This is a genomic window from Kitasatospora sp. NPDC058444 (assembly GCF_042721415.1).
Taxonomy (GTDB): Bacteria; Actinomycetota; Actinomycetes; order Streptomycetales; family Streptomycetaceae; genus Kitasatospora.
The window spans coordinates 37,726-62,486 of record NZ_JBHXLL010000016.1; the positions used below are offsets into that span (position 1 = coordinate 37,726).

Annotated in this window: 15 protein-coding genes; 6 read left to right on the top strand and 9 right to left on the bottom strand. The window is 75.5% G+C overall.

Annotated elements, in window-relative coordinates:
- Positions 1-123: 123 nt before the first annotated feature.
- From ACFWP2_RS18580 to ACFWP2_RS18590, 3 genes are all read left to right on the top strand, one after another.
- On the top strand, positions 124-1,497 hold the full coding sequence (locus ACFWP2_RS18580; RefSeq protein WP_380452523.1) for an MFS transporter: 1,374 nt from the start codon (positions 124-126) through the stop codon (positions 1,495-1,497).
- 124 nt (positions 1,498-1,621) lie between these two features.
- The gene (locus ACFWP2_RS18585) at positions 1,622-2,989 is read left to right on the top strand and encodes a cytochrome P450 (protein WP_380452525.1); all 1,368 of its coding nucleotides are present in this window, start codon (positions 1,622-1,624) and stop codon (positions 2,987-2,989) included.
- A gap of 120 nt (positions 2,990-3,109) precedes the next feature.
- Positions 3,110-4,123: an L-tyrosine/L-tryptophan isonitrile synthase family protein gene (locus tag ACFWP2_RS18590; RefSeq protein ID WP_380452527.1), complete on the top strand. Its 1,014-nt coding sequence runs from the start codon at positions 3,110-3,112 to the stop codon at positions 4,121-4,123.
- A gap of 63 nt (positions 4,124-4,186) precedes the next feature.
- Here ACFWP2_RS18590 and ACFWP2_RS18595 read toward each other — a convergent pair whose 3' ends face one another.
- Genes ACFWP2_RS18595 through ACFWP2_RS18605 form a run of 3 tightly spaced genes read right to left on the bottom strand, consistent with a single transcriptional unit; the run spans position 4,187 to position 7,158 of the window.
- A complete protein-coding gene (locus tag ACFWP2_RS18595) occupies positions 4,187-4,987 on the bottom strand; it encodes an ABC transporter ATP-binding protein (protein ID WP_380452530.1) in 801 nt (266 codons plus the stop codon).
- Positions 4,984-6,072: a FecCD family ABC transporter permease gene (locus tag ACFWP2_RS18600; protein WP_380452532.1), complete on the bottom strand. Its 1,089-nt coding sequence runs from the start codon at positions 6,070-6,072 to the stop codon at positions 4,984-4,986. The genes ACFWP2_RS18595 and ACFWP2_RS18600 overlap by 4 nt, the downstream gene beginning before the upstream one ends.
- Before the next feature lie 3 nt (positions 6,073-6,075).
- Entirely contained in the window at positions 6,076-7,158 is a 1,083-nt protein-coding gene (locus ACFWP2_RS18605) for an ABC transporter substrate-binding protein (RefSeq protein ID WP_380452534.1), read from the bottom strand.
- A 218-nt stretch (positions 7,159-7,376) separates the two neighbouring features.
- Here ACFWP2_RS18605 and ACFWP2_RS18610 point away from each other — a divergent pair, with 218 nt between their 5' ends.
- On the top strand, positions 7,377-8,204 hold the full coding sequence (locus ACFWP2_RS18610) for a helical backbone metal receptor (RefSeq protein WP_380452536.1): 828 nt from the start codon (positions 7,377-7,379) through the stop codon (positions 8,202-8,204).
- Positions 8,205-8,358: 154 nt separating this feature from the next.
- Here ACFWP2_RS18610 and ACFWP2_RS18615 read toward each other — a convergent pair whose 3' ends face one another.
- The 3 genes from ACFWP2_RS18615 to ACFWP2_RS18625 form a co-directional block, all read right to left on the bottom strand.
- Positions 8,359-10,830, bottom strand: coding sequence for a hypothetical protein (locus ACFWP2_RS18615; protein WP_380452538.1), 2,472 nt, complete (start codon positions 10,828-10,830; stop codon positions 8,359-8,361).
- A 344-nt stretch (positions 10,831-11,174) separates the two neighbouring features.
- Entirely contained in the window at positions 11,175-12,770 is a 1,596-nt protein-coding gene (locus ACFWP2_RS18620; protein ID WP_380452734.1) for a lipase maturation factor family protein, read from the bottom strand.
- A gap of 316 nt (positions 12,771-13,086) precedes the next feature.
- Positions 13,087-14,160: a GAF domain-containing protein gene (locus ACFWP2_RS18625; RefSeq protein ID WP_380452540.1), complete on the bottom strand. Its 1,074-nt coding sequence runs from the start codon at positions 14,158-14,160 to the stop codon at positions 13,087-13,089.
- A 411-nt stretch (positions 14,161-14,571) separates the two neighbouring features.
- Here ACFWP2_RS18625 and ACFWP2_RS18630 point away from each other — a divergent pair, with 411 nt between their 5' ends.
- Positions 14,572-15,849: an acyl-CoA dehydrogenase family protein gene (locus tag ACFWP2_RS18630; protein WP_380452543.1), complete on the top strand. Its 1,278-nt coding sequence runs from the start codon at positions 14,572-14,574 to the stop codon at positions 15,847-15,849.
- A gap of 473 nt (positions 15,850-16,322) precedes the next feature.
- Positions 16,323-18,026 carry a sensor histidine kinase gene (locus ACFWP2_RS18635; RefSeq protein ID WP_380452545.1) on the top strand — a complete coding sequence of 568 codons (1,704 nt, stop codon included), beginning with the start codon at positions 16,323-16,325 and terminating at the stop codon, positions 18,024-18,026.
- Positions 18,027-18,066: 40 nt separating this feature from the next.
- Here ACFWP2_RS18635 and ACFWP2_RS18640 read toward each other — a convergent pair whose 3' ends face one another.
- From ACFWP2_RS18640 to ACFWP2_RS18650, 3 genes are all read right to left on the bottom strand, one after another.
- Positions 18,067-18,525: a MarR family winged helix-turn-helix transcriptional regulator gene (locus tag ACFWP2_RS18640; RefSeq protein WP_380452547.1), complete on the bottom strand. Its 459-nt coding sequence runs from the start codon at positions 18,523-18,525 to the stop codon at positions 18,067-18,069.
- 198 nt (positions 18,526-18,723) lie between these two features.
- Positions 18,724-20,688, bottom strand: a complete 1,965-nt coding sequence (locus tag ACFWP2_RS18645) for a hypothetical protein (protein ID WP_380452549.1) — start codon at positions 20,686-20,688, stop codon at positions 18,724-18,726.
- Positions 20,685-24,758 carry a DUF5682 family protein gene (locus tag ACFWP2_RS18650; RefSeq protein WP_380452551.1) on the bottom strand — a complete coding sequence of 1,358 codons (4,074 nt, stop codon included), beginning with the start codon at positions 24,756-24,758 and terminating at the stop codon, positions 20,685-20,687. Before ACFWP2_RS18650 ends, ACFWP2_RS18645 begins: the two co-directional genes overlap by 4 nt.
- Positions 24,759-24,761 lie beyond the last annotated feature (3 nt).

A 24,761-nucleotide genomic window follows, 5' to 3' on the forward strand; every position in this document is an offset into this window, starting at 1 on the left:
ACCACCCCCGGAAAGAAATCCCCCAGGTGTTCGGAACCGGAACCCCTGCGCCACCGACTGCTGTACCGGACCCCGCCGCCGAGGCGGTGTCCGGTCCGGCAGCACGGGAGACGGAGGGACTTCATGACCGCGCAACCGACCCCGACCGACCAATCCCTGACGCAACGTCAGCAGGAACCGGTCGACCGCTGGAGCCTGGTCGTGGCCGCCGGCCTGCTCTCCTTCGTCGCGATGCTCGACATGAACGTGGTCAACCTCGCGCTCACCGACATCTCGGCCGGTCTGCACGTCTCCCCCGGGGTCGCCCAGTGGGCCGTCCTCGGGTACCAACTCCCGCTCGTCGCTCTGCTGTTGCCCGCCGGTCGGTGGCTGGACCAGGTCGGCACCCGCTCGGCCCTGCTGCTCGCAGTCGGCTGCTTCGCCCTGTGCAGCGTGCTGGCCGCCTGCGCTCCGTGGGCCGGCTGGCTGATCGCGGCGCGACTGTTCCAAGGCGCCTTCGGAGCCGTGCTCTTCGTCCTGATGCCGGTGCTCGCCGCCACCTCCGTCCGGCCCGAGCTGCGCGGCCGGGCGATGAGCGTGCCCGCGACGCTCGGCCCGCTCGGCGCCGTCACCGGGCCGGTGGTCGGCGGTCTGCTGCTCGACCACCTGGGCTGGCGGGCGATCTTCCTCGTCAAGCTGCCGGTCTGCCTGGCCGCCGTCCTGATCGTGCGGCGCCACGCCCCGCGCCGCGGCGGGCTGCGGCCGCCCGACCGGTCCTCGCTCGGTGACGCCGCGCTGATCGGCGCCGCCGTCGCCGCCACGCTGCTCGGGCTCACCCTGGCCCCGCAGGCCCCGATGTGGCTGCTGCTCGCCCTGCCCGCCGGGCCGCTGGTGCTGCTCTGGCTTCGCCGCCCGGGCGGCCGGCCGGTGGCCGAAGTGCTGCGGGCCGCCGGGACCGCCGGAGTCAACGCCTCGGTGCTGGCCCTCGCCGCGGGCTTCGCGGCCTGCCACTACCTGCTCGCCCAGCACCTGCGCGGCCCCCGGGGCGAGAGCGCCACCGCCACCGCCCTCACCATGCTGGCGTTCCCGCTCGGCATGGTGCTGGCCGGCCGGGTCGGCGGCCGGCTGGCCGACCGCTGGGGCGCCCGTCCGACCGCGCTCACCGGCGCCGCCGTCACCACCCTCGGCCTGGCCCTGCTCGTCCCGCTGGACCCCGGCTGGTCCGCCGTCGACATCGCCGCACGACTGGCCCTCGCCGGCGCCGGCATGGGCCTCAACGGCGGCCCCACCCAGGCCCTGGTGATGTCCGCCTCCCCGCCCGGGAAGCTCGCCACCGCCGGCTCCGCCGTCCAGCTCGCCCGCAGCCTCGGCTTCGCGCTCGGCCCGGCCCTCGGCACCGCCGCCGCCCTGGCCGGAACCCGCGACACCACCGGGACGCGCGCCGGGATCGCTCTGGCCGCCCTGGTCGCGGCCACCGCCGTCGCCCTGCTCGCCCTGTACCGCCGCCCCGAGTCCTGACCTCCCCGCAACGCACAGCCCCGCAACACACCACCCCCCACAACTCCCTTGCACGGCACGGCACCGCCCTGCACGGCACCGCCCTCCAACGCCGGCCCCGCCCACCACCGAAGGACCCCCTCAGATGACCGACACGACCCCCGACACGACCTCCGACCCGAACCCCGCGACGAGCCCCGAGCCGGCCGCCACCGACGACGCCGCGCGCTGCCCGTACGGGTACGACCGGCTGCCCTCCCCCGTCCCGCTGTACGGCCCGGCGTACAAGCGCGACCCGTACCCGCTCTACCGGCGGATGCGCGAGGCCGGGCCGGTGCACCGGGTGGAGTTCCCGAGCGGCATCCACGCCTGGCTGGTCACCGGCCACCGGGCCGCCCACGCGGCCCTCAACGACCCCCGCCTGGGCAAGAACCACTCCCTGGGCAACGACAACTGGCGCCGGCTGGCGTCGATCATGCCCGAGCCGCAGCACTCGCAGCTCCAGGTGCACCTGCTCCACCAGGACCCGCCCAAGCACACCTCGATGCGCAGACTCGTGCTGGACGCCTTCGCTCCGCGCCGGGTGGAGTCGCTGCGCCCCCGGTTCCAGGAGCTGGCCGACGCGCTGGTGGACGAGCTGCCGAAGTCCGGCGGGGCGGACCTGGTGGCCGGCTTCGCGGCCCACTACCCCTTCCGGGTGCTCGCCGAAGTCATCGGTCTGCCGAGCGAGTTGGCGGAGCGATTCGACCGTGACTGGGGCAAGGTGGTCCAGCCGGTCGGCCCGCAGGACCCCGGCCGTCCGGCGTACGAAGCGCGGCTGCGCGGCCTCCAGACGTACATCGCCGATGTCGTCGCCCGCAAGCGTCTCGACTGCCGGGAACCGGGCTGGGTGGCCGGGGAGGACCTGCTGGGCCGACTCGTCCGCGCCCATGACGAGGGCGAGTTGAGCCGCGCGGAGCTCGACTCGATGGTGTTCCAGCTGCTGGTCGCCGGGCAGGAGCCGGTCACCAACCAGATCACCACCATGCTGGTCACGCTGCTGCGCCACCCCGAGCAGCTCGCCAGGCTGCGCGAGGGCGTCGACGAACCCGGCAGGCTCGCCCGTGCGGTGGAGGAACTGCTGCGCCACGACGCCGCGTTCGAGCTCACCACCTGGCGGTTCTTCGCCGAGGACAGCGACCTGTTCGGCACCGTCGTCCCGGCCGGCGACTCCGTGATCGTCTCGCTCTGCGCCGCCAACCGCGACGACGAGCAGTTCCCCGATCCCGACCGCCTCGACCTGGACCGCACTCCCAACGCCCATCTGGCCTTCGGTCACGGCATCCACTACTGCCCCGGTGCCGCGCTCGCCCGGGCCGAACTCCAGGTCGCCCTCGCCACCCTGCTCACCCGACTGCCCGGCCTGCGCCCGGCCGAGGCACCCGGCGACGGCCTGGCGGACCTGACCTGGATCCCGGCCGTCCTGGCGCGCGGAGTGAACCGGCTGCCGGTCGCCTACGACCACCGCCACTGATCACCGGGGCACATCGCACCCGCTGCCCCGAACCCCGGCTCCGACCGCCCGGAGCCGGTTGACCGTCATCCGCAGCCCGTAGCCCGAAGCCGCACCGCACCATCTTCCGTGGAGGACCCCATGCCGCCCGTCGGCACCGCCCCTGCCGCCACCACCCCCGTCACCCCCGACACCGCCGTCACGCCCGTCACCGCCGCCGTCACCGCCGGCCCCCAGGACCGCCCGTCGGCCGAGCGGCTCGCCGCCCGCGTCCTCGGCCTGCTGCTGCCGCACCGCCGCGCCGCGGACCCGGAGTTCGAAGCCCGCCCGGAGCACTTCCCGCTCCAGCTCGCCCAGTTGGCGGACTTCATCGCCGCGGGCGAACCGATCGTCCTGACCCTGCCCGGCTTCCCCTGCAAGTCACCGAACCCGGCGAAGGTGCTCGGCCACCTGCCGGACGAGGGCGAACGGCTGTCGCTGACCTTCCTCGACGGGCTGTGCGCCGAGATCGGCCGCCTGTACGCACCCGGCGCACGCATCCTGATCTGCTCGGACGGGCACATCTTCGGCGACCTGATCAACGTCCCGGACGACCACATAGACGCCTACTCGGACGCCCTGACCGCCATGATCGCCCGCGAGGGCCTGACCCGCCTCGACACCTTCGACCTTCGGGCCGTCCTCGGCGACCTCCCCTACGACGAGAAGCGTGCCCGGGTGCACGCCCGGTACGCGCCGAGCGTCGAGGAGTTGCGCGAACAGGTGCTGACCGAGGAGGAGACCCTGCGGCTCTACCGGGGCATCACCCGCTTCCTCACCGAGGACACCGTCGGCTTCACCGGCACCCGCTCCGCCCTCCAGCGGGAGTGCCGCCGCCGCGCCTACGGCGTGATCCAGCGCAGCCGCGCCTGGGGCGAGTTGATCGCCGAGCACCACCCGCGTGCCGTCCGGCTCTCCATCCACCCGCAGCCGGCCGGGGCGTCCAAGTTCGGCATCCGGCTGCTGGCGGCGGCCGACGCCTGGATCACGCCCTGGCACTCCGCGGTGCTCCACCGCACCGACGGCGACCGCGAGTTGCTGCGCAGTGCGGAAGCCGCACGGCTCGGCCGACTGGTCCTGCGGGACGGTCGGCCGAGCCACTACGAGTGCCGGTAGATCGGAGGCCGGTGGAACGGGTGCCGGTGGAACGGGAGCTGCCGGGAACAGTGCCGGCGCGCGCTACCGCCCCGGCACGGCGGCCTGCGCCGCCGCCGGGGCCCGGTGGTCGAAGGCGATCAACGGGTCGCCGGTGAGCGGGTGTTCGACCACCGCCGCCCGTACGCCGAAGACCTCGGCCAGCAGCTCGGCGGTCAGCACCTCGCGCGGCGTCCCGGAGGCCACCAGGACCCCCTGGTGCAGGACGTGCAGCCGGTCGCAGACCGAGGCGGCGGCGTTGAGGTCGTGCAGGGCGACCAGGGTGGTACGGCGCTGTTCCCGGAGCAGGGCGAGCAGTTCCACCTGGTGCCGGACGTCCAGGTGGTTGGTCGGCTCGTCCAGCACCAGGACGTCCGGCTGCTGGGCGAGCGCCCGGGCCAGCAGCACCCGTTGCCGTTCGCCGCCGGAGAGTCGGGTGAACCGGCGGTCGGCGGCCCCGGCCATGCCGACCCTGGCCAGCGCCTCGGCGGTGACCCGGTGGTCCTCGGCGTCGTCGGCCGCGAAGGCCCGCTTATAGGGGGTGCGACCCATCGCGACCACCTCGCGGACGCTCAACTCGAAGTCGCCGCCGCGCTCCTGGGGCAGTGCCCCGATGTGCCGGGCGGACTGCGCGGGCCGCAGGTCCGCGAGGTCCCGGCCGGCCAGCAGCACCCGGCCGGCGCTGGGTCGCAGGTGCCGGTAGACGGTGCGCAGCAGGCTGGACTTGCCGCTGCCGTTGGGCCCGACCAGTCCGGCGATCTCCCCCTCCTCGGCGATCAGGTTGGCCCCGGCCAGCACCGTCCGGCCGGCCAGGGCGACGCTCAGGTCCTCGACGGCGATCCTCAACTGCGCTCCAGTCGTCGGTCCAGCAGGTAGAGCAGGGTGGGGGCGCCGAGGACGGCGGTGACCACGCCGATCGGCAGTTCCTGGCCGTCCAGGGCGGTGCGGGCCACCGTGTCGACGACGACCAGCAGCAGCGCCCCGGTGAGCGCGGACAGCGGCAGCAGCCTCCGGTGGTCGCCGCCGACCAGCAGCCGGCACACGTGCGGCACCATCAGTCCGACGAAGCCGATCGCCCCGGAGACGGCGACCAGCACCCCGGTGAGCACACTGGTGACGACGAAGACCTCGCGGCGCAGCCGGGTGACGTCCACGCCGAGCCCGGCGGCCGTCTCGTCACCCATCAGCATCGCGTTGAGCCCCCGGGCGCGGGCCTGGAGCAGGGCCAGGCCGAGCGCCACGGCGACGGCGGGAACGGCGAGTTGGGCCCACACGGCGCCGCCGAGACTGCCCATCAGCCAGAACAGCACGCCCCTGGTCTGCTGCTCGTCACGGGTCTGCAGGACCAGGTAGCTGGTGATGCCGCCGAGGAACTGGGCGATGCCGATGCCCGCGAGGACCAGCCGCAGCGGGGAGAAGCCGCCGCCGCGCCGGGCCATCAGCCAGACCAGCGAGAAGGCGGCGAGCGCGCCGGCGAACGCCGCCAGGGAGACGGTGAGGCCGAGCGCGCTGCCGAAGGAGAGCTGGAGCCCGAGGGTGGTGCCGAGGACGATGGCGGCGACCGCGCCGAGCGAGGCCCCGGAGGAGATGCCGAGCAGGTAGGGGTCGGCGAGCGGGTTGCGGACCAGGGCCTGCACGGCGGTGCCGACCAGGCCGAGTCCGGCACCCACCACGGCCGCCAACAAGGCGCGCGGGACGCGCAGTTGCCAGACGATGAGGTCACGGGTGCCAGGTTCGGCGGTCTGGCCGGTGAGCCGACGGACGACCACCGACCAGACCTCGCCGGGCGGGACGTCCACCGAGCCGAGCGAGACGGCGGCGGTCAGCGCGAGCACCAGGGCGACGGCGAGGGCGGCGGCCAGCGGCCCGGCCCGCAGGGTGCGGGCCGGGCGGGCTTCGCCGCGCTCGTTCCGAGCGATGGCCGAAGTCACCGGCTAATTCCCGCTCTTGACGAGGTCCGGGTGGACGGTGGCGGCGATCTGCCGGACGGCCTCGGCGTTGCGCACCCCCGCGATCGTGGTCACCTCGGAGCCCAGCCGGACGAAGTGCCCCTCCTGGACGGCCTTCAGGCCCTGGGTGGCCGGGAAGCCCTTCAGGAAGGCCTCGGCCTCGTCGAAGGCCTTGCGGGTGGCCTCCTCGCTGCCCCGGTTGCGCACGGCCAGCTGGATCCAGTCCGGGTTCTTGGCGACCACGTCCTCCCAGGAACCGGTCTTGAAGTCGGCGTCGCAGTCGGCGAACACGTTGCGCGCCCCGGCCTGGCTGATCACGGCGTTGGCGACCTGCCGGCCGCAGACCGCCACCGGCTGCTTGGTGCCGGCGTCGAAGTCGAAGACGAAGTAGCTCGGCCGCTGCGCCTCCGGCACGGCGGCGAGCGCGGTACGGACCTCACCGAGCTGCTTCTCCATCCCGGCGACCAGTTCCTCCGCCCGCGCGGCGGTCCCGGTGACGGCGCCGAGCCGGCGGACGTCCTCCTCGATCCCGGCGAGGTCGGTGCGCGGCGCCTTGGCGGCCTTCGGCGTCCCGGCACAGGCGGTGGAGAGCAGGTACACGTGCTGGATGCCGGCCGCCGCGTACTCCTCCTCGCTCGGCCCGGTGGCGCCGCCGCCCATCATCGGCATCGCGCCGAAGGTGTCCACGTAGAGGTCCGCGCCGGAGCCGAGCAGTTTCTCCTTGGGTATGCCCTTGTCCCCGAGCGCCGGCACCTTGGCGCCCTGCTCGGCGAGGGCGGCGGGCAGGGTCCCCTTGCCGGGCGGGAAGCCCGTGCCGATCACCCGTTCCCCCGCGCCGAGTTGGAGCAGCAGCTCCAGACTGGCGGCGTTGCTGGTGACGATCCTGGCGGGCGCCTTGGCGATGCTGGTCTCCTTGCCCGCGCAGTCGGCGACCTTGACGGGGAATCCGCCGCCCGACTCGGCCTGGACGGAGACGGAGGCACTCGGCCCGCCCCCGCTCCCGCTTCCGCAGGCCGTGGCGAACAGGGCGACGGCGGCCGCGATTCCGCAGACGACGCGAGGGCGCATGACAACTTCCTCCTGGTCGGTGATCGGGCTCGGTGACGGTGCTCGGTGACGGCGCCGGTGACCGTGCTCGATGCTGGTCGTGGGTGATCGTGTCGAGGGCCCGTGCTGCGGACCCGGACCAGGTAGTCGGGCGGCCGGCACGATGGGTTCCCCGCGATTCGCGGCAGCACGCCGTCGCCACGGCCCCCTCACCGAGGAGCCGGACGTAGGCTGGCCGGATGGCCGACCCCACCGCCCCGCTCCGCGACGACCTCGACCTCCCCGTCCGGCTCGGGCCGCGTCCGCCCCGCCGGGTGGTCTCGCTGGTGCCCTCGCTGACCGAGGCCCTCGCCGCCACCGCGCCCGGGCTGCTGGTCGGCGCCACCGACTGGTGCAGCCACCCCGCCGACCTGTCCGTCGCCCGGATCGGCGGCACCAAGAACCCGGACGTCCCGCGCGTCCTCGCGCTCGCACCGGACCTCGTCCTCGCCAACGACGAGGAGAACCGGCGCCCCGACCTGGACGCGCTGCGGGCGGCCGGCGTCCCGGTCTGGGTCACCGACATCCGCACCCTGGACGACGCCTTCCGCTCCCTGGACCGGCTGCTGACCACCGCCTGCGGACTGCCCCGGCCCCGCTGGCTGGACGAGGCGGAGGCGGCCTGGGCCCCGGTCGGGAGCGGCAGCACGCCTCCGGAGGCCGGCGGCCCACGGACCGTCGTGCCGATCTGGCGCCGCCCGTGGATGGTCCTCGGCCGCGACACCTTCGCCGGGGACCTGCTGCGCCGCCTGGGCCTGCGGCTCGTCCACGCCGACCACCCCGAGCGCTACCCGGCCGTTCCGCTGCCCGAACTGCTCGCCTGCCGACCCGAGTTGGTGGTCCTGCCGGACGAGCCGTACCGCTTCACCGCCGAGGACGGCCCGGAGGCGTTCCCGGACACGCCGGCGGCACTGGTCAGCGGACGGCACCTGACCTGGTACGGGCCGTCGCTGGTGACCGCCCCCGCCGTGCTGCGGCAGGCCCTCGACCACCCCTACGGTCCGGGCGGCGCGGGCACCGCCTCATAGGCTGACCGCCACTCGACGGCGACATACCGGCGAGCGGGGGCCGCCGAGGGCGAGTGAGCACGGGCCCTGGTTCCGACGGAAGCGCTCCGGAACGCGACAGGGCCCGGGACGCGTGCTCGCGTCCCGGGCCCTCGGCCCTGCGGGTCCTTCGTCGTCAGCCGCGCGCGGCGGTGACGGCGGCGCCCAGGGCCTCCTTGATCCGGGGGCCGAGGCGGGCGAAGCCCAGCTCCTTCATGGCCGCCCGCAGCAGCTCCTCGTCGGTCCGCTCGACACCGTCACCGTCCACCCACCGCACGACGGCGAGCAGCTCGTCGGCGGAGTAGGCGGTCACGGGGCGCCCGGGCGTGAAGTCCGGCTTCGCAGGACGGGCGTCGGCCTCCGGCTCGGCAGCGGGGGCTTCGGCGGCGGGCTCCGGCTCGACAACCGGCTCGGGCTCGACGACCGGCTCGGGCTCAGGCTCGACGACGCTGTCCTCGATGACGGCCCCGGCCTCGACGACGGGCTCCTCGGCCTCAACCGCAGGCGCCTCCACGGCAACCTCGGGCTCGACCACCGGCTGCGCCGATTCCACAGCAACCGCCTCGGGCTCGGCCTCGGCGACGGGGTCCTCGACAACGGTCTCGGGCTCGGCCTCGACCACAGACTCAGCCTCAGACTCAGCCTCAGCCTCAGCCGCGACCTCGACGGCCGACTCCTCGGCCGCACCCTCCTCGGCCTCAACGGTGTCGGCGGCCTCGACGGTCGGTTCCTCGACAGCGGGCTCAAGCTCAGGCTCAGGCTCAGGCTCAGGCTCGACGGCCGGCTCGGTCTCAGCCTCGGCTGCCGGCTCCTCGACCACAACCTCGGCAGCGGTCTCCTCGACCTCGACGGCAGGCTCAGCAGCCTCGATCGCCGGCGTGTCGGTCTCGACGACCGACTCCTCGGCCGCACCCTCCTCGGCCTCAACGGTGTCGGCGGCCTCGACGGTCGGTTCCTCGACAGCGGGCTCAAGCTCGGGCTCAGGCTCGACGACCTCGACGACCTCGGCAGCCGGGGCGGCCTCCGGTTCCGGCTCCTCCGCAGTCTCGGCCTCGGCCAGGGCGGCGGTCGCGGCGGCCACCAGGTCGTCGGCCGCCGGGGAGGGCGCCGGGAGGGTGACCGTCGGGGCCGGGGTCTCTTCGTCGGCCTGCGCCGTCGTCTGCTCGTCGTCAGCGGCGCCCGCGTCCGCCGACGTCTCCGCCTCGACCTCGACGTCGCTCCCGGTCTCCGCCTCGACCTCGACGTCGCTCCCGGTCTCGGTCTCGGCCTCGGTCTCGGTCTCGGCCTCGGTCTTGATCTCGGCCTCGGTCTTGATCTCGGCCTCTGCCTCAGCGGCCTCGGGCGCCGCGGCGGCCTCGTCGGCTTCCTCCGCCGGAGCCGTCACCAGCGCCGGGGCCTCCTCCACCAGCCCGTCCCGCTGCCCACCGGCCAGCGCCTGCAGGGCGGCCGCCTCGGCGTCAGCCTGCTCCGCCGACTCCTCGGTCCCGGACTCCTCGGCCGCAACCTCGTCAGCGGCCTCCGCACCGACCTCGGTACCGGCCTCAGGACCGGCAGCCTCGCCGTCAACCTCAGCGGCGACCTCAGCCGCGGCCTCGGCAACGTCCTCGACGCCCGCCGGCTCCTCGACCGCCGCCTCCTCGGCGGCAGTGGCCTTCCCCGCCAGTCCGTCCCGCTGCCCGGCGGCCAGCGCCTGGCGGGCCGTGTAGGCGGCCTCGGCCGCGCGCCGGTCGGCCTTGGCGGCGGCGAGTTCGGCGAGCAGGTCGGCGAGGCCGGCCTCCTCCAGGCCGACGCGCAGGCCGCGGATGGTGGGCAGGCGGTAGAGGGTGCCCTCGTCGGCGGCGAGCCGCTCGACCAGGTCGATCAGTTCGGCGAAGGGCAGCCCGTCCAGGTCGTGGTCGGGCAGCAGGCGGGCGAGGCCTCGCAGGCCGGTGTTGATCGCCTCGAAGGCCTGGGCGGTGCGGTCGACCAGGGCGCCGTCGGTGGGCACCCGCGGGAGGGTGCCGTCCGGGGCGAGCGCGGCCCAGGCACGGCGCTCGATCTCCGCGGAGGTGAGGGCCTCGTGCAGGTCCTCCCGGCGGATGCGGCGGTCGGCGGCGAGCGCGACGGCCTGCTTGCGCAGCGAGCGGCCGCGCAGCCAGGAGAGCTTGACGCCGTTCTCGCGGCGCCAGGTGCTGTCGGCGGTGGCGGCGGCGAGGGTGCTGAGGTCGGCGTCGTACGCGGCGGGGAAGAGGGTCTGGGAGGTGCGGTGCACCCGCTGGAGCATCTCGATCAGCAGCGCGGTCTTGGCGACGGTGTCGGGCTCGTCCAGCTTGACGTCGGCGGCGAGGGCGGTGACGGCCTCCCAGGTCTCCTGGAGGTCGCTGCCGCGCAGTTCGGCGAGGGCCGTGGAGGCGGCGCGGGCGTCCTCGGGGGTGGCGACGGTGTCGACGGCCGCGTACCAGGCGTGGGTCTCGGCGGCGAGCGTGAAGGCCCCGAGCTCGGCGTAGCGGCCGAGGTCCTCGCGGAGGTCGGGCTCCGCCGCGGCGTCCTGGGGGTCCTTGACGTCTGCGGCGTCGGCGACGTCCGCCGGGTCGGCTGCGTCGGCGTTGCGCGAGTGAAGCACTGTCATGTGAGGTCCGGTTCTGGGCGACGACGGCGGGGCTGGCGGCGAGGGGGCGGCGGACCGGTTGCGCGGGGTCGCCCCTGGGGCGGGGCTGGGGGCGCGCGGTCGGGCTGCCGGTTGTGGAGGCCCAGAATACGGGTGCCCGTTCGAGCCTTGCACGCACCCACCGCCCCGACGGACGGGTGTCGTATGCCATACCGCCCGCCTGGCCGCCACTCGGGCGGTCCGACCGGGTGGGCCTGGCGGCGTCCCCGGCGGCGACCCGGCGGTGGCCCAGCAGTGGCCCGGACGGGCCTCTTCGCTGCTCACGGCTCCTCGTCGCGGCCCGGCGCGGGCCCCGCGGCGGCTCCTCACCGCGGCTCGCGCGGCCCTGCCCCGGACGGGCCGCCCCGACGGTCGGGGCGGCCGTCGGGACCGCCGCCGGGCCTGCGGACGCTCCGGCGCGACCGCTCCATCGGCACCTCCCGAACGCCGCGGCCGCCTGCCGGGCCCCGTCGGCCGAGCGGCGGGCGGTAGCCGGCCCGGCCGAGGGCGTGCAGGTCGACCGGCGCGAGGTATTCGCCGAGCACGGTGCGGTGCCACCACGCGCCGGTTTCCCGCAGTTCGCGCCAATCGGTGAACCGGTAGAGATAGAGGGTCGCCCGGACGTGGGTCGGTGGGGTGTCCGGGAACGGGTTGTGGCGCAGCAGGCGCAGGGTGGCCCGGTCGCCGGACAGCAGGCGGGCGACGAAGGGGAGGAACCAGGGGCGGGCGTAGGCGGGGGAGATGCCGGCGAACCACATCAGCCAGTCGAGCCGCAGGTGGTAGGGCGCGAACTGGCGCGGGCGGCGGCGCACGTCGCCGGGCTTGCCCTTGAAGCCGTACTCGCGCCAGACGGTGTGCGGGGTGGGCACCGCCTCGTCGGTGCCCTCGACCACCACTTCCTGGCGGAGCCGGTTGACGCTGCCGAAAGCGCCGTAGGTGTTGACGAGGTGCAACCGGTTGAAGGAGCGGTTCATGGCCTGTCCGCGGGAGATCATGTTGCGCACCGGCCAGTAGCTGAGCACCACGACGGCGACGGTCAGCGCGATCACCAGCACCTCGTACCAGACCGGCGTGCCGGGGTAGGCGCGGGCGTGGACGGGCAGGCCGAGCCGGTCCGGCTGGACGGCGGCGAGGGCGAGGGCGATGGTCAGCCAGTTGAGCCAGGCGAAGTTGCCGGACGCGACCAGCCAGAGCTGGGTGGCGAGGACGGCGCAGGCCGCACCGCTCGCGATCGGCTGCGGCAGGAGCAGGCCGATCGGTACGACCAGCTGGACGACATGGTTGGCGGCGGCCTCGACCCGGTGCAGCGGGGCGGGCAGGTGGTGGAAGAACCAGCTGAGCGGTCCGGGCATCGGCTGGGTCTCGTGGTGGTACTGGAGGCAGGTCAGGTCCCGCCAGCAGCTGTCGCCGCGCAGCTTGATCAGTCCGGCGCCGAACTCGACCCGGAAGACCAGCCACCGCATCAGCCACAGCACCGGGGTGGGCGGGGCGGTGTCGGCGTTGCCCAGGAAGGCGGCGAGGAAGCCGGCTTCGAGCAGCAGGGACTCCCAGCCGAAGGAGTACCAGGTCTGCCCGACGTTGACGATGGAGAGGTAGAGCGTCCAGAGCAGCGCCCACAGCAGGATCGACGCCCAGAGCGGGACGGCGTCGCCGAGTCCGGCCGTCACGGCGGCGGCGAGCGCGGCGCCGCTCCAGGCGACGGCGGCGAAGAACCGGTCGCTGTAGTGGAGGTGGAACAGTCCGGGCGAGCGGCGGAACGGGACCCGGGCGGTGAAGCGGGGCACCGGCAGCATGCCGTCGGCGCCGATCAGGGCGCGGAACTGCGCGGCGGCGGCCAGGAATCCGATCAGGTAGACGGCGGCGAGCAGGCGTTGGACGAGCAGCCGGCTCAGCCAGTAGTCGGGGGCGGCGAACCAGTCCATGCGGCCCATGCCTACCATCCGGCACCCCGGGCGCGGGCCCGGTCGGGGCCGCGGAGCGGGGAGGGTTCACCCGCTCGGCCCGGGCCGCGGAGTCCGGCGGCCCTCGGCGGACTCCCGTCCCGGACTACGGGCCGACTCCCGGCCGACTCCCTCCGGAGTCCGCGGCCGACTCCCGGCGGGATTCCGGCGAGGTTCCGCCGGACTGCCGCCGGACTCCCGCCGGACTCCCGGCGCCGGACGGCAGCGTGGCGGGGTCCTCTCCACGGGGGTGAGAGGCGCCCCGCCACGGTGGTGGACGGTCCGCACCGGCCGGAGTTCAGCCGGGCAGACCGGGCCCGGCCCCGCCGGGGACGGCCGGGCGGCCGGGCACGGAGGCGCCGCTCTGCTGGAGCCTGTCGACGAGCAGGGCCGCCAGCGTCCCGAGCTCCTCCTCGGTGCGGGACTGGGCGGTGATGTCCATGCCGACGGTGAGGACGCCGCTGATCCGTCCGGTGAGCGCGGCCCGCAGCGGAGTGCAGGTGAAGCTGAAGACCTGCCGTCCGCGCTGCGCGTCGGGACGGGTCGACTGGATCCGGACGTCGTCGAGGACGGCGGCGCGGCCGGTGTGGTAGGCCTCCACGACGGTCCGTTCGAGGCCCGCGGCGCCGAGCTGCGGGTAGGCGGCGGCGATCGTCCCGTACGCCGTGGGCGCGCCGAAGGTGTCGGCGTGCTGGGCGTTGGCGTACCGGATCTCCTGGTCCGGGCCCTCGGTGAGCATGATGGGGAACGGCGAGCCGTCGAAGGCGGCGAACATCTCCTGGCGCTGCGCGAGCAGGCTGTCGCGCAGCCGGATCTCGGAGAGCAGCGCCTCGGCGAGGTGCTGGATGTCGCGCAGCCGTTCGCGCCCCCACTGCCGGGGTTCCCGGTCGAGGACGCAGACGGTGCCGATGACGGTGTTGGTGTCGTCGACGAGCGGGGCGCCGAGGTAGGCGCGGACTCCGAGTTCGTCCACCACCGGGTTCCCGGCGAACCTGGGGTAGGCGAGGATGTCGTCGAGGGCGAGGGGGGAGCGCTGGGCCACCACGTGCGGGCAGAAGCCGTGGCTCAGCGGCATCTCGCGGGTGGGGAGGTCGAACGCGATGCCGCGGTCCGCCCAGGACGATCCGTCCTCGGCCCTGGCGTCGGCCGAACTTGGCGGAATGTAGAGCCCCCGGAACATCTGGCGTTCGTCGTTGATGAAGTTGACCATCGCGATGGGAGCGCGCGTGATACTGGCTGCCAGGTGGGCGAAGCGGTCGAAGGCCTCGTCCGCGGACGGGTCGTTGAGCCCAAGGCCGCGCAGCCTGCGGGTTCGCGCGGACTCGCCGGAGGCACCCGGGAACTGGCCTTGAGTGCTCATCACATCAGTCATGGCGCACATGTAACCAGACATCAGAACGCCCGGACCGATCCGATCGACCGTTCCTCAGCCTTGCCGATGGCCCGTCAAAACTGCATGTGAACGACCGGTCGACCGACCGTCACGGAAGCGAAGATCGATTCCCGGCCGGGGTGGGGGCGAAACCCCCATGGGTGGCGACGGGCCGAATCGCGCCAATCAAAGATCGACTATGGGATGCCCCGGCACCCCATACAACAATGAGCCCTGCCGAAGACACGGACGGTGCCCGTCACCGGGACACCGCCCGGTGACGCATGCGCCGATCGCACCGGGGCGACCGGCCGGAACTCCCGCACACCCACGGCCCCCGCGGGGGTTGCCGGAGCGGCATCGACGGCACGAACGGAGGCACGGCACCGCACCCACCGAGAGGACCGGAGCATGGCGATGGACTACTTCACCGACAACCGTCACGAGGACCTGCGCGCCGAGGTCCGTGACTTCGCGGAGAAGGAGGTGCGTCCGCGGGTGGCCAGGATGGAGACCGAGCGGAAGATCGAGTTCGAGCTGGCCCGGGAGATCGCCCGCCAGGGCTGGATCGGTGTGACGATCCCGCGGGAGTTCGGCGGCCTCGGCCTGGGGCACGTCGCCAAGACCGTGATCATCGAGGAGCTGGCCCGGGTCAGCGGGGCCGCGGGCTCGATCGCGCAGGCCTCCCAGCTGGGCGTGGCCAAGGTCCTGCACTACGGCTCCCAGGCCCAACGCCTCAAGTGGCTGCCGAAGTTCGCCTCCGGGGAGTGCCTGCCGACCATCGCCGTCACCGAGCCGGAATCCGGCGGGCACGTGCTCGGGATGACCGGCACCGCGGTGCGCGACGGCGACGAGTACGTGCTCAACGGCCGCAAGTGCTTCGTCGGCAACTCCCACATCGGGGACGTGCACGGCGTGGTCCTGCGCACCGGCCAGGGCAGTCGGGGCCTGTCCGCCTTCCTGGTCGAGAGCGACCGCCCCGGGTTCCGCACCGGCTCCCCCGGCTCGCAGAGCGGGCTGCACGGCTTCAGCTTCGGCGAGATCCTCCTGGAGGACTGCCGCGTCCCGGCCGGCAACCGGCTCGGCAGGGAGGGGCAGGGACTGGACGTCGCCTACTCCTCCTCCACCCTCTACGGCCGGATCAACCTCGCCGCCGTCGCGCTCGGCATCCACACCGCGATCGTCGAGGACACCGTCCGGTTCGCCGAGGGGCGCGTCCTGTACGGCCAGCCGATCAACCAACTCCCGAACATCATGCTCAAGTTGGGCGAGATGCAGTCCCGGCTGATGACCGCCAGGCTCGCCGCCTACCACGCCTCCCACCTGCTCGACCACGGCCGCACCTGCGACGCCGAGCTGATGAACGCCAAGCTCATCAACACCGAGTACGCGCTGGACTCGGCGCGCAACGCCCTGGAGATCCATGCCGCCCGCGGCCTCCAGCCCGAGTTCGGCATCGAGCGCTACCTGCGGGACGCCACCCACGTCTACCCACCGGCCGGCACCTCGGACGTCCAGCGGCTGCGGCTCGGGCAGTTCGCCTCGGGCACGTACGGAAAGCAGTGGTCGGCGGAACTGTCCGACCTGACCAGCTGGGCCTGGAGCGAACTCTCCGCCCAGCGGGAGGCCTCGGTGGAGAAGCCGCCGGGCAGGGGCGGACGGGTGCTGCCGATGCCGCTGGCGGGCTGAGACCCCGCCCGCCACAGCGGCACTCGGCCTGTTCCCGGCGAATTCCCCGGGGGTCCGTCCCCGCCCTCCGGGGACCGTCGGTGCCGTCGAGGCGAGGGCTGCGAGCTGCGGGGTCGCGCCGGCGGACCATCCGGACCGGACTGCGTCGAGACGCCATCAGCCGTTCATTCCCGGCCAGTTGATATTGCGCCGACGGCACCGGGGGCTGATAGCGTTCCATGCCGTCGGCGGCCTGCTGCACCGCGCCGGGCCAGTGGCAGCGCGTCACCGGCTCCGGCACCCCGGCCTCGACTCCCTGAAGCCCGGCCGCCCCGTACGGGACCGACCCGCCGCTCGGACCCACCGGTCCGAGCGGCGTCCCGGTCCCGCGACCCGGCCCTGCAGCAAGGAATCAGATGCCAGGCAAACCGGCCCCCCGCACGGGCCATCGCGCCGGCCGGTCCGGCTCCCTCCGCAGCCCGCTCCTCGCCCTTGTGCTGGTCCCCTGCCTGGGCCTCGCCGCCGCCTGGGGCTACGCCCTCTACCTGCTGCGCGACTCCGGACAGCGCACCGCACTGCTGGCCGGCAGCGCCGCCGTCGCCCTGGTGCTGGTGATCAGCCTGTTCCGCGGCGTCCGGACCGCCGTGCTGCTGTCCGCGCGGCTGTCCGAACTGCGGGCCGACACCTTCGCGCTCGCCCAGCAGGAGATCCCCGAGGTGGTCGGGCGGCTGCGCGCCGGGGAGCAGGTGCCCGCCCCGGCCGTCTGGACGCCCTCCCGGCGGGCCGGCGACGACATCCAGCAGACCTCGGAGGGCCTCGCCGCCGTCCGCCAGGCCGCGACCGCCGCCATCGTCCACCAGGCCCAGGGGCGCGAAGGGACGAAGAAGGTCTTCCTCAACATCGCCCGGCGCACCCAGATCCTGATCCACCGGCAGATCAGCATGCTCGACGCGCTGGAACGCGAGCACGAGGACCCGGAACTGCTGCGCGAACTGTTCGCGGTCGACCACCTGGCCACCCGGATGCGGCGCAACGCCGAGAACCTGGTCATCCTCGGCGGCGCCCTGCCCGCCCGGCGCTGGCGCAACGCCGTGCCCGTCGTCAACGTGCTGCGCAGCGCCGTCTCGGAGACCGAGAGCTACTCCCGGGTCGTCGTCCAGGGCGTGCCGCGCGTCTCGCTCGACGGGCAGGCCGTCGCCGACGTCATCCACCTGGTCGCCGAACTGATCGAGAACGGCACCACCTTCTCCCCACCGTACACCCAGGTGCAGGTCTCGGCGCAGGAGGTCGCCGACGGCCTGACGGTCGAGGTCGAGGACCGCGGGCTCGGCATGACCGAGCAGGAGTACCAGCGGCTCAACGACTACCTGGCCCACCCGCCCGAGCTGGACGTCTCCGCGCTCGGCGACGACCTGCGGCTGGGCCTGTTCGTCGTCGCGCGCCTCGCCGCCCGGCACGACGTCCGGGTCTCGCTGCGGCCGTCCCCGTACGGCGGCACCCGGGCCGTGGTGCTGGTGCCGTCAGCGCTGCTGGAGCAGGCCGGACAGCCGGCCGCGGTACCCGGGCTGCCGTCGGGGGCCCGGATCACCCGGGCTCCGGCATCCGACGCGCTTCCGGGGGAGGGCGGGCAGGCGGTGGGCGGGGGCGGTTCCGACGCCGGTTCGGGGGGCGGTTCGGGTTCCGGTTCCGACGCCGGTTCGGGTTCCGGGCACGGCGGCCTCGGAGAGGAGCCGTCGGACGCGGCGGACCAGGGGCACGGTGGGCTGCTGAGCGGGATCCAGGGGGCTCCGGGACCCTTCGGCGCCCCGGTGGCTCCCGCCGTCCGCTACGCCGCGCACGACCCCCGGACGGGCGCGGCGGGGCCCGGCAGTGCCGCCGATGCCGCCGATGCCGGACGCGTCGATGCGCCGCCGGCCTACGGGGGGCTGCCGGTCGGAGCCGAGATCCCCGGACTCCCCGGCGCCGTGGTCGTGCCCCGGCCCGTGCTGCCGCGCATGTACGACCTGTCGGGCGGCCCCGCAGGGAACCACCCCGCCGGACCACCCGCCGGCGGACCGGTCGCCCACCCCGCCGGCCACCAGGACAACGGCCCGGACGGCGGACCGTACGCCCCCCGGGTCCTGCCGCAGCGGGCCCTCGGCGCCGGGACGGACGCGCCTTCCGCCCCGTGGCACGCGCCTGAGGGCGGCGAACAGTGACGGCACGGAGCGCCCGGACCAAGGCGGGCCCGACTCGGCCTCAGGCCTTGGCGTGGACCGGATGGAGCTCGGCGAGCGACTCGACCAGCGGGGCCAGCTCGGGGACCTCGGTGGCCTCGGCCAGCGTCGACTCCAGGGCGGCGTCGTGCACCGGGCGGGCGGCCGTCAGCAGGTCACGGCCCTCGGGCGTCAGCTCGGTGTAGATGCCGCGACGGTCGTCCGCGCAGAGGAAGCGGCTGAGCAGGCCCCGGTCCTCCAGACGGCTCACCAGTCGGGTCGTCGCGCTGCTGCTCAGCGCCGCCGCCCGCGCCAGCTGCTGCATCCGCATGTGCCAGCCGTCCTGGCGGGAGAGCGCCTCCAGCACCGTGTACTCGACCACCGAGAGCTTGAACTCGGCCTGGAGCGCCTTCTCCAGCGCGGTGTCGATCATCCCGTGCAGCGCGGCGAGCGTCCGCCAGCCGCGGGCTCGGATCTCGGCCGCATCGTCGCGGATTCCCATGACTCGCCCACCCTTCCGTCGCGCTGCTCGTTCCGTGTGCCGGACGAGCCCTGTGCGAGGTCTCGTGCCGGCTCTCGTACGAGGTCTCGTCCCGTGTCTTCCTACGACAAGTATGCCAGTTTGCGCGGGATACCGGTGTGTGCAAATAGTTCGACTTATACCCCGCCGGCTCCTCCCCCACCCGTCGTGAAGGTCCTTTCACCCCTCCCCGGACCAGGCCGCCGTGCACAGCGCCGTGGCCAGCTCCTCGGTGTAGGAGGCCGCGGTCAGCCAGGCGGTGGCGAAGGCCTCGTGGTCGTCCGTGACGACCCGGCCGAAGACGTCGCGCTGCCGGTTGGCCGCGGTGGCCCGCAGGGCGTCGAGGATTTCGGCGGCCGTGACCAGCCCGGCGGCGCGCAGCAGAGCGCGGTCGGCCGCCGCCGAGGCCTCGCTCGGGGCGAGGGCGTTCCGACCGGTGGTGACCGTCTGCTCGATCCGGCGCCCGAGCACGTGCACGGGCGGGCCGTACGGCGCCGGGACCTCCGGCTCGACGGCCGACTCCTGCCCCGGCTCGTCCGCCGGGCTGGGCGCGGGGACAGTGGCGGGCCCCGCGAGGTCGGCGGTGGCGGGCCCTGCGAGGTCGGCGGCCTGGAGGCGTTCGAGGCCGAGGTTGGCCCGGCCCGCCCGGTCCGCGGGCAGGGTGAGCGGATCGGGCGCGTCCGGGGGCGTGCCGATCGCGAGCAGGCTCAGCTCCGGGCGGTCCGCGCGCCCCAGGCGGCCGATCACCCGCAGCCGCAGGCCGGGCACGGTGGCGAGCAGCGCGAGGTTCGCCCGGAACGGCAGGCCGGGGTGTTCGTGCGCCGGGCGCAGGACGATCACCGGAGCGCCCGGGCAGTCCGGACCGCTCTCGGCGCCCGCCGCCCCACTCGCCGTGCAGCGTGCCAGCAGCCGCGGCGTCCCGCCGGGGCCGCAGGGGGCGGTGCCCAGCAGGGTGACGTCCAGGAACAGCAGGTCGCTCCCGGCCGGTCGGCTCTCGTACGGCAGTTCCTGCGCCGCGAGCGCCCGGGCCACCTGGGCGGGCGCCGGTTCGGACCAGAGCCGGGCGGCCGGCTCCGCCGTCCAGGCCGTGCCCGCCGCCCGGACCGCCCGGACCGAGGCGCCGGCGCCCAGCCGGCCGCCGGTGGACCTGGTCGCGCCCTGGACGGCCAGCCCGGCCCGGCTGAACTCACGGTGGCTGAGCGCGGCGTCGCCCAGCCGGACCGTGCGGTTGCCCGCCCCGACCGCCTGCGGGGCGGCGGCCGCCGCGTCGTCGTGCGGCATCACCTCGGCGATCGTGCTGAGGCGCCCGTTGGCGTCGACCGCCCAGCTGACCGCGCCCGCGTGCGTGGCGGTCAACACCGGCTCGGCGAACAGCCCGTAGAGCCGCAGGCTGCCCTCGTCCCGGTAGGCCTGGCGCGCGGTGCCGCGCAGCTCGGCGACCGGGGCGGCGCCCGCGGCCAGGGCGGTGGTGAGGCCGAGCAGTTCGCGCAGGCCGGCCACCAGGTCCGCCAGGCGGTGGTCGGGCGCGCCGGAACGCGCCGCCCGCACCCTCGTCACGACGGTGACGGCCGCCGCGGCCGGGCGGTGCAGGCCCGCGACGCGCGCCCGGTGGGCGGCGCGCAGCAGCTCGGCCTGGGAGACGGCGCCCGCCCCGCTCACCCCGGCGGCCAGGACGGCGGACGCGGCCGCGTGGAGGTGGCGGACGGCGGCGAGTTCGGCGGCGGTGAGCGGGGCGGGCTCCGTCTCACCGGCCGGTGCCTCGGGCGCTTCCACGGCCGCCGCGCCGGTGCCGCCCTCGGGTGCGGGCCCGGGCTCGGACGCAGGCCCGGGCCCGGGCTCGAGCTCGGCGAGCGGGCAGAGGGAGACGGCGGCGGCCCGGTGCACGCAGGCCGGGGCGAGCAGACAGCCACAGCGGACATCGGCCTCCACCGCGACCACCCCGCCCGGGGCGTGCAGCACGAGCACCGTCTCCTCGTCCACCTCCACCCGCCACTCGTCGCCCTCCCGGGCCACCGGCCGCTCCGCCAGCTTCGCCGCCGCGCCGTCCAGCCGCTTCTGCAACCGGGCGCTCAGCCCGGCCACCACCTCGGCGACCACCTCGGGCCGTACGCCCGGCCAGTCGCTCGTCCGCGCCGTCACACTCATCGCACCTTCTCCCCCACCCAGCGGGCCAGTTCCAGCGGGCTCAACGCCGCCACGGGCATTCCGGCCGCGACCAGTTGGCCCGCGACCGCCTTCGAGTAGCGGGCCGTCCCGGTGTCGTCCAGCGCCGCGCAGCCGAGCAGGTGCACGCCGGAGTCCACCAGTGCCCGGGTCTGGGCCAGCAGCCCGCCGACCGGCCCGCCCTCCTCGAAGTCGCTGACCACCGCGATCAGCGTGCGGGACGGCACCGTCACCAGCTCCCGCGCGTAGCGCAGCCCGCTCGCGATGCTGGTGCCGCCGCCGACCCTCACCTCCAGCAGCAGGCTCAGCGGATCGTCCACCCGCGCCGTGAGGTCCAGGACCTCGGTGGAGAACGCCACGAAGTGGGTGCTCAGCGAGGGCACCCCGGCCAGGATCGACGCCGTCAGTGCGGCCCACACCGTGGAGGCCTCCATCGACCCGGAGACGTCCACGACCAGGATCAGCCGCCAGTCGTTGGCCTGCCGCGCCCTGGTCCGGAAGACCGGGCGCTCGGGCACGATCAGGGTGCCGCCGTCCGGCGCGGGCCGGGCGGTGGCGAGGTTGGCCCGGATGGTCCGGTCCAGGTCCAGCCCGCCGCCCGGACGGCGGGACGGGCGCGGCACGGCGATCCCGGTCAGCGCCGGGCGCAGCCTGGTGGCCAGCTCCCGGCTCAGCTCGTCCACCAGCCGCCGCACCAGCGGGCGCAGCCGGGCCACTCGGGCCTCGGGCAGACCACCCGCGTGGTCCAGCACCGTGCGCAGCAGGTCGACGGACGGGCGGACGGCGGCGGGGTCGATCGTCTCCAGGACGTCGGTGCGGCCCTGCGCGACGGCGGCGGCCAGCACCTCCTCGCGCACGCCGGGGCCGAACAACGACTCCAGCTCCTCGGCCCACTCCCGCACACCGGGGTACGGGGCCTCGCGCCCGCCCCTGCCGGCCCGGCTGTCCAGGCCCGGGCCCGAGCCCTCGCCGTGGCCGGTTCCGTACAACTCGTCCAGAGCGGTGGCGAGTCGGGCACCGCGACCGGTCAGGCCGCCGCTGCCGGGGCGGCCGAGGAGCAGCCGCCAGCGCTCGGTGGGGGCGAGGGCCTGGGGTGGGGAGGTCGCGGTGGTCGTGGTGATCGTGGAGGAGGAGCGGGTGGGGAGCTGTTCCGAGGCCGTGGGCGGCGGCGCAACCGCCGGGGTGTCCACGGCCGTTGGGGGCAGGAGGCCGCGGCGGGCGAGTGCCGCACGCGCCGCGAGGTCCGCCCGTACCCAGCCGGCGAGCACGGCTGGGCCGGCCTCCTCGGGCAGCGTGGCGAGCCGGGTGCCCAGGCGCTCCTCGACCAGGGCCAGCAGCCGGTCGCGGGCGGCCGGGCTGAGCGTGTCGAACCCGCCGCGCAGTGCGGGCAGCCGGTCCAGGAAGGCGTCGTCGGGCAGCGAGGTGACCCGCTCCAGCACCGGTTCCAGCGCCTGCGGCGCGGAGTCGAACAGCCCCTCCGCCGCCGTCAGCAGGCCGACCAGCGCCCGCCCGAGCGCCCGTCGCGCCTCCGGACCGGTCGCACCGTCGACCCACGAGGCGGCCCGACCGCCCAGCACCCCGGCCGGTTCCTGCCCGAGCAGCACCCGGACCGCACCGGCCGCGCCCCGCACCAACGGGCTCCCCTGCTCGGCGAGTTCGGCCAGCACGTAGGCCAGCCGCACTCCGCCGAGCCGGTCCGCCCGCCGCACCAGCTCCACCAGCGCCCGCGCGTCCTGCGGATCGTCCGACCCGCCCACGCCCTCCAGCTGCCGCACGGCGGCAACGGTGAGCACCTCCCCGGCCGCGGCGAGCACGGATGGGCCCGCCGGAACGCCGCCGGTGGAGGCGTGGCGGCCGCCGGCAGCCGGCCCCTCGGGCGCCCCGCCGCCGACCTGGGAGGGGGGCGCCACGAGGTGATCCTCGTCGGCCGGAGCCCCGGTGGGCGCCGCAGCCGTGCCACGCGGAACGGTGGCGCGAGCGCCCGGGAGACCGTCGGCGGTCGGCGCACCCACCGCCGCGGCTCCGGTGTCGCCGCCCGCTTCGACGGCCTTCCCCAAAACGTCCGCACGGTCGGCGCCATCGGGGGCAGAAGCGGCAACCGCCCTGCCCTCTCCGGCCGGGACGGCACGCCCGGAGGCGGCGGTCACGGCTTCGCCAACGGACGGGGCCGCACCGCCGGACAGGGCGACGACAACCTCCCCGTCTCCGCCCGAGACACCACCACCGACGACGGGCGCAGCGCCGCCGACGACCGGGGCCGCACCGCCGGACGCGACGGCGCCGGCCTCCCCGTCTCCTCCCGAAGCGCCATCACCGACGACGGCCTCCTGCCCTCCCGCCGGGGTGTACCCGGGGAAGTGGCCCGCGGTCAGCCGGTCGACGAGCGCCAGCGCGTCGAGGAGGTCGGGGAGGGTGGCGGAGGTGGGGAGAACGGTGGTGAGTTGGGCGAGGCGGGTCTCGGCGAGGGCGGGGAGGGCGCAGGAGGCGGCGGCGGTGAGGCCGTCGATGATCTCGCGCGGGGCCGGCTGGTCGGTGAGGCGGGCGCGCAGGGCGCCCTCGGCGGCCTGCGCGGGGGTGACGCCGCGGGTGCCGGCGACGGTCAGCATGGCGGCGGTGGCGGGCGTCCAGTGCAGGCGCCAGCGGGTGCCGAGGGTTTCGGTGCCGCCGGCGCCGGTGGTGGCGACGGGCTCGGCGTAGGGGATCTCGCAGACGGTGAGCCGGTGCAGGAGGATCTCGCGGCGGCGGTCGAGGCCGCTGCGCAGCGGGTCGAGGCGCAGGTCGCGCGGGCCGGGGTCGGCCGGGCCGGGCAGACCGAGGTCCGCGAGGAGCGTCTCGACGGCGGGGGCGAGTCCGCTGCGCGGGGCGGCGGGCGTGGGACGGCCGGTGCGGATGCCGACCAGGACCTGTTCGAGGGCGCGGGCGACGGCCCGGCCGCGGCCGAGGGGTTCGCCCTGGGCGAGGACGGTCTGCACCGCTTCGACGAGTTCGCCGCGGCCGGGGGCGGCGTGGCCGCGCAGCCGGGCGAGGTCGCCGGCCAGGCGGACGATCTCGCGGGCGTCGGCCGGGCCGCTGGGGTGGTCCTGGGTGCGCAGGGCGGCGCAGATCCGGACGGCGGTGGTGGTGAGCGCCTCGGCGAGGCGTTCGGGGTCGCCGCCGGCGTCCAGGACGGCGTGCTGCCACTCCGGGTCGCGGATGCCCGCCGGGTAGCCGGAGCGGGCGTCGAGCAGCGGGTAGGTGTACGGGATCAGGGACAGGACGTACCCGGGCTCGTCCGGGTGCGGCGGCTCCTCGTCGGCGACGGGTCCGTCCAGCAGCGCGGGGGCGTGGAAGGCGCCGATCACGGCGGCGACCCGCCGTCCGCCGGCCGAGGCGGCCTGGATGCGGGCCCGCATCCAGGCCTCGCGGCGCAGGTCGTACGGGTCGACGCCGGGGCCGGTCTCGGCGTCCTGGCGCAGTGCCCAGCCGACGAGCAGGGCGGCGCGCCGGACGGCCTCCGGGGTGGAGCCCGGGGCGGCCGTTTCGACCAGACGGTCCCACAGGTCCTCGTCGGAGTCCCGGCCGGTGAGGCGGTGGCGCAGCGCGTCGGCGACGCCGGGTGCGTCCGGGCGCCCGTCGGTGCGCCTGCGCTCCCCGGCGCGCGCGGCGGCGCGGTGGGCGAGCGGGAGGTCGCAGGCGACGGCCTCCACCCCGTTGCGCCGGGCCCAGCGCAGGGCGGCGAGCTCCGGGGAGAAGTCGGCGAACGGGTAGAAGGCGGGCCCGGCCGCCTCCTCGGGCCCGGCCGGGGCCGCCGCGAGGGCGACCGGGGCCAGGGTGGCCTCGTCGGCGAGCCATCCGAGCCAGGGCTGGAACTCGGCGGGCAGCTCGACCAGGACGGCGTCCGGCCGGGCGGCGTCGAGCAGCGCGGGGACGGCCGCGCTGAGGGACGGCGCGTGGTGACGCACGCCGATCAGGTAGGGCCCGGGGCGGCCGGTGCCGGAGGCGGCCAGGCGGCGGGCCTCGGCCCGGACCGCCCGGTCCGCGTCGTCCGGGAGGGGGGTCTCCGCGCTGCTCATCGG

Excerpts from the sequence above, each read along its gene's own strand:
- ACFWP2_RS18650 (WP_380452551.1), bottom strand. The coding sequence starts at position 24,758 with ATGAGCAGCGCGGAGACCCCCCTCCCGGACGACGCGGACCGGGCGGTC.
- ACFWP2_RS18610 (WP_380452536.1), top strand. The coding sequence starts at position 7,377 with ATGGCCGACCCCACCGCCCCGCTCCGCGACGACCTCGACCTCCCCGTC.
- ACFWP2_RS18640 (WP_380452547.1), bottom strand. The coding sequence starts at position 18,525 with ATGGGAATCCGCGACGATGCGGCCGAGATCCGAGCCCGCGGCTGGCGG.
- ACFWP2_RS18605 (WP_380452534.1), bottom strand. The coding sequence starts at position 7,158 with ATGCGCCCTCGCGTCGTCTGCGGAATCGCGGCCGCCGTCGCCCTGTTC.
- ACFWP2_RS18620 (WP_380452734.1), bottom strand. The coding sequence starts at position 12,770 with ATGGACTGGTTCGCCGCCCCCGACTACTGGCTGAGCCGGCTGCTCGTC.
- ACFWP2_RS18615 (WP_380452538.1), bottom strand. The coding sequence starts at position 10,830 with ATGACAGTGCTTCACTCGCGCAACGCCGACGCAGCCGACCCGGCGGAC.
- ACFWP2_RS18580 (WP_380452523.1), top strand. The coding sequence starts at position 124 with ATGACCGCGCAACCGACCCCGACCGACCAATCCCTGACGCAACGTCAG.
- ACFWP2_RS18625 (WP_380452540.1), bottom strand. The coding sequence starts at position 14,160 with ATGACTGATGTGATGAGCACTCAAGGCCAGTTCCCGGGTGCCTCCGGC.
- ACFWP2_RS18590 (WP_380452527.1), top strand. The coding sequence starts at position 3,110 with ATGCCGCCCGTCGGCACCGCCCCTGCCGCCACCACCCCCGTCACCCCC.
- ACFWP2_RS18645 (WP_380452549.1), bottom strand. The coding sequence starts at position 20,688 with ATGAGTGTGACGGCGCGGACGAGCGACTGGCCGGGCGTACGGCCCGAG.
- ACFWP2_RS18630 (WP_380452543.1), top strand. The coding sequence starts at position 14,572 with ATGGCGATGGACTACTTCACCGACAACCGTCACGAGGACCTGCGCGCC.
- ACFWP2_RS18585 (WP_380452525.1), top strand. The coding sequence starts at position 1,622 with ATGACCGACACGACCCCCGACACGACCTCCGACCCGAACCCCGCGACG.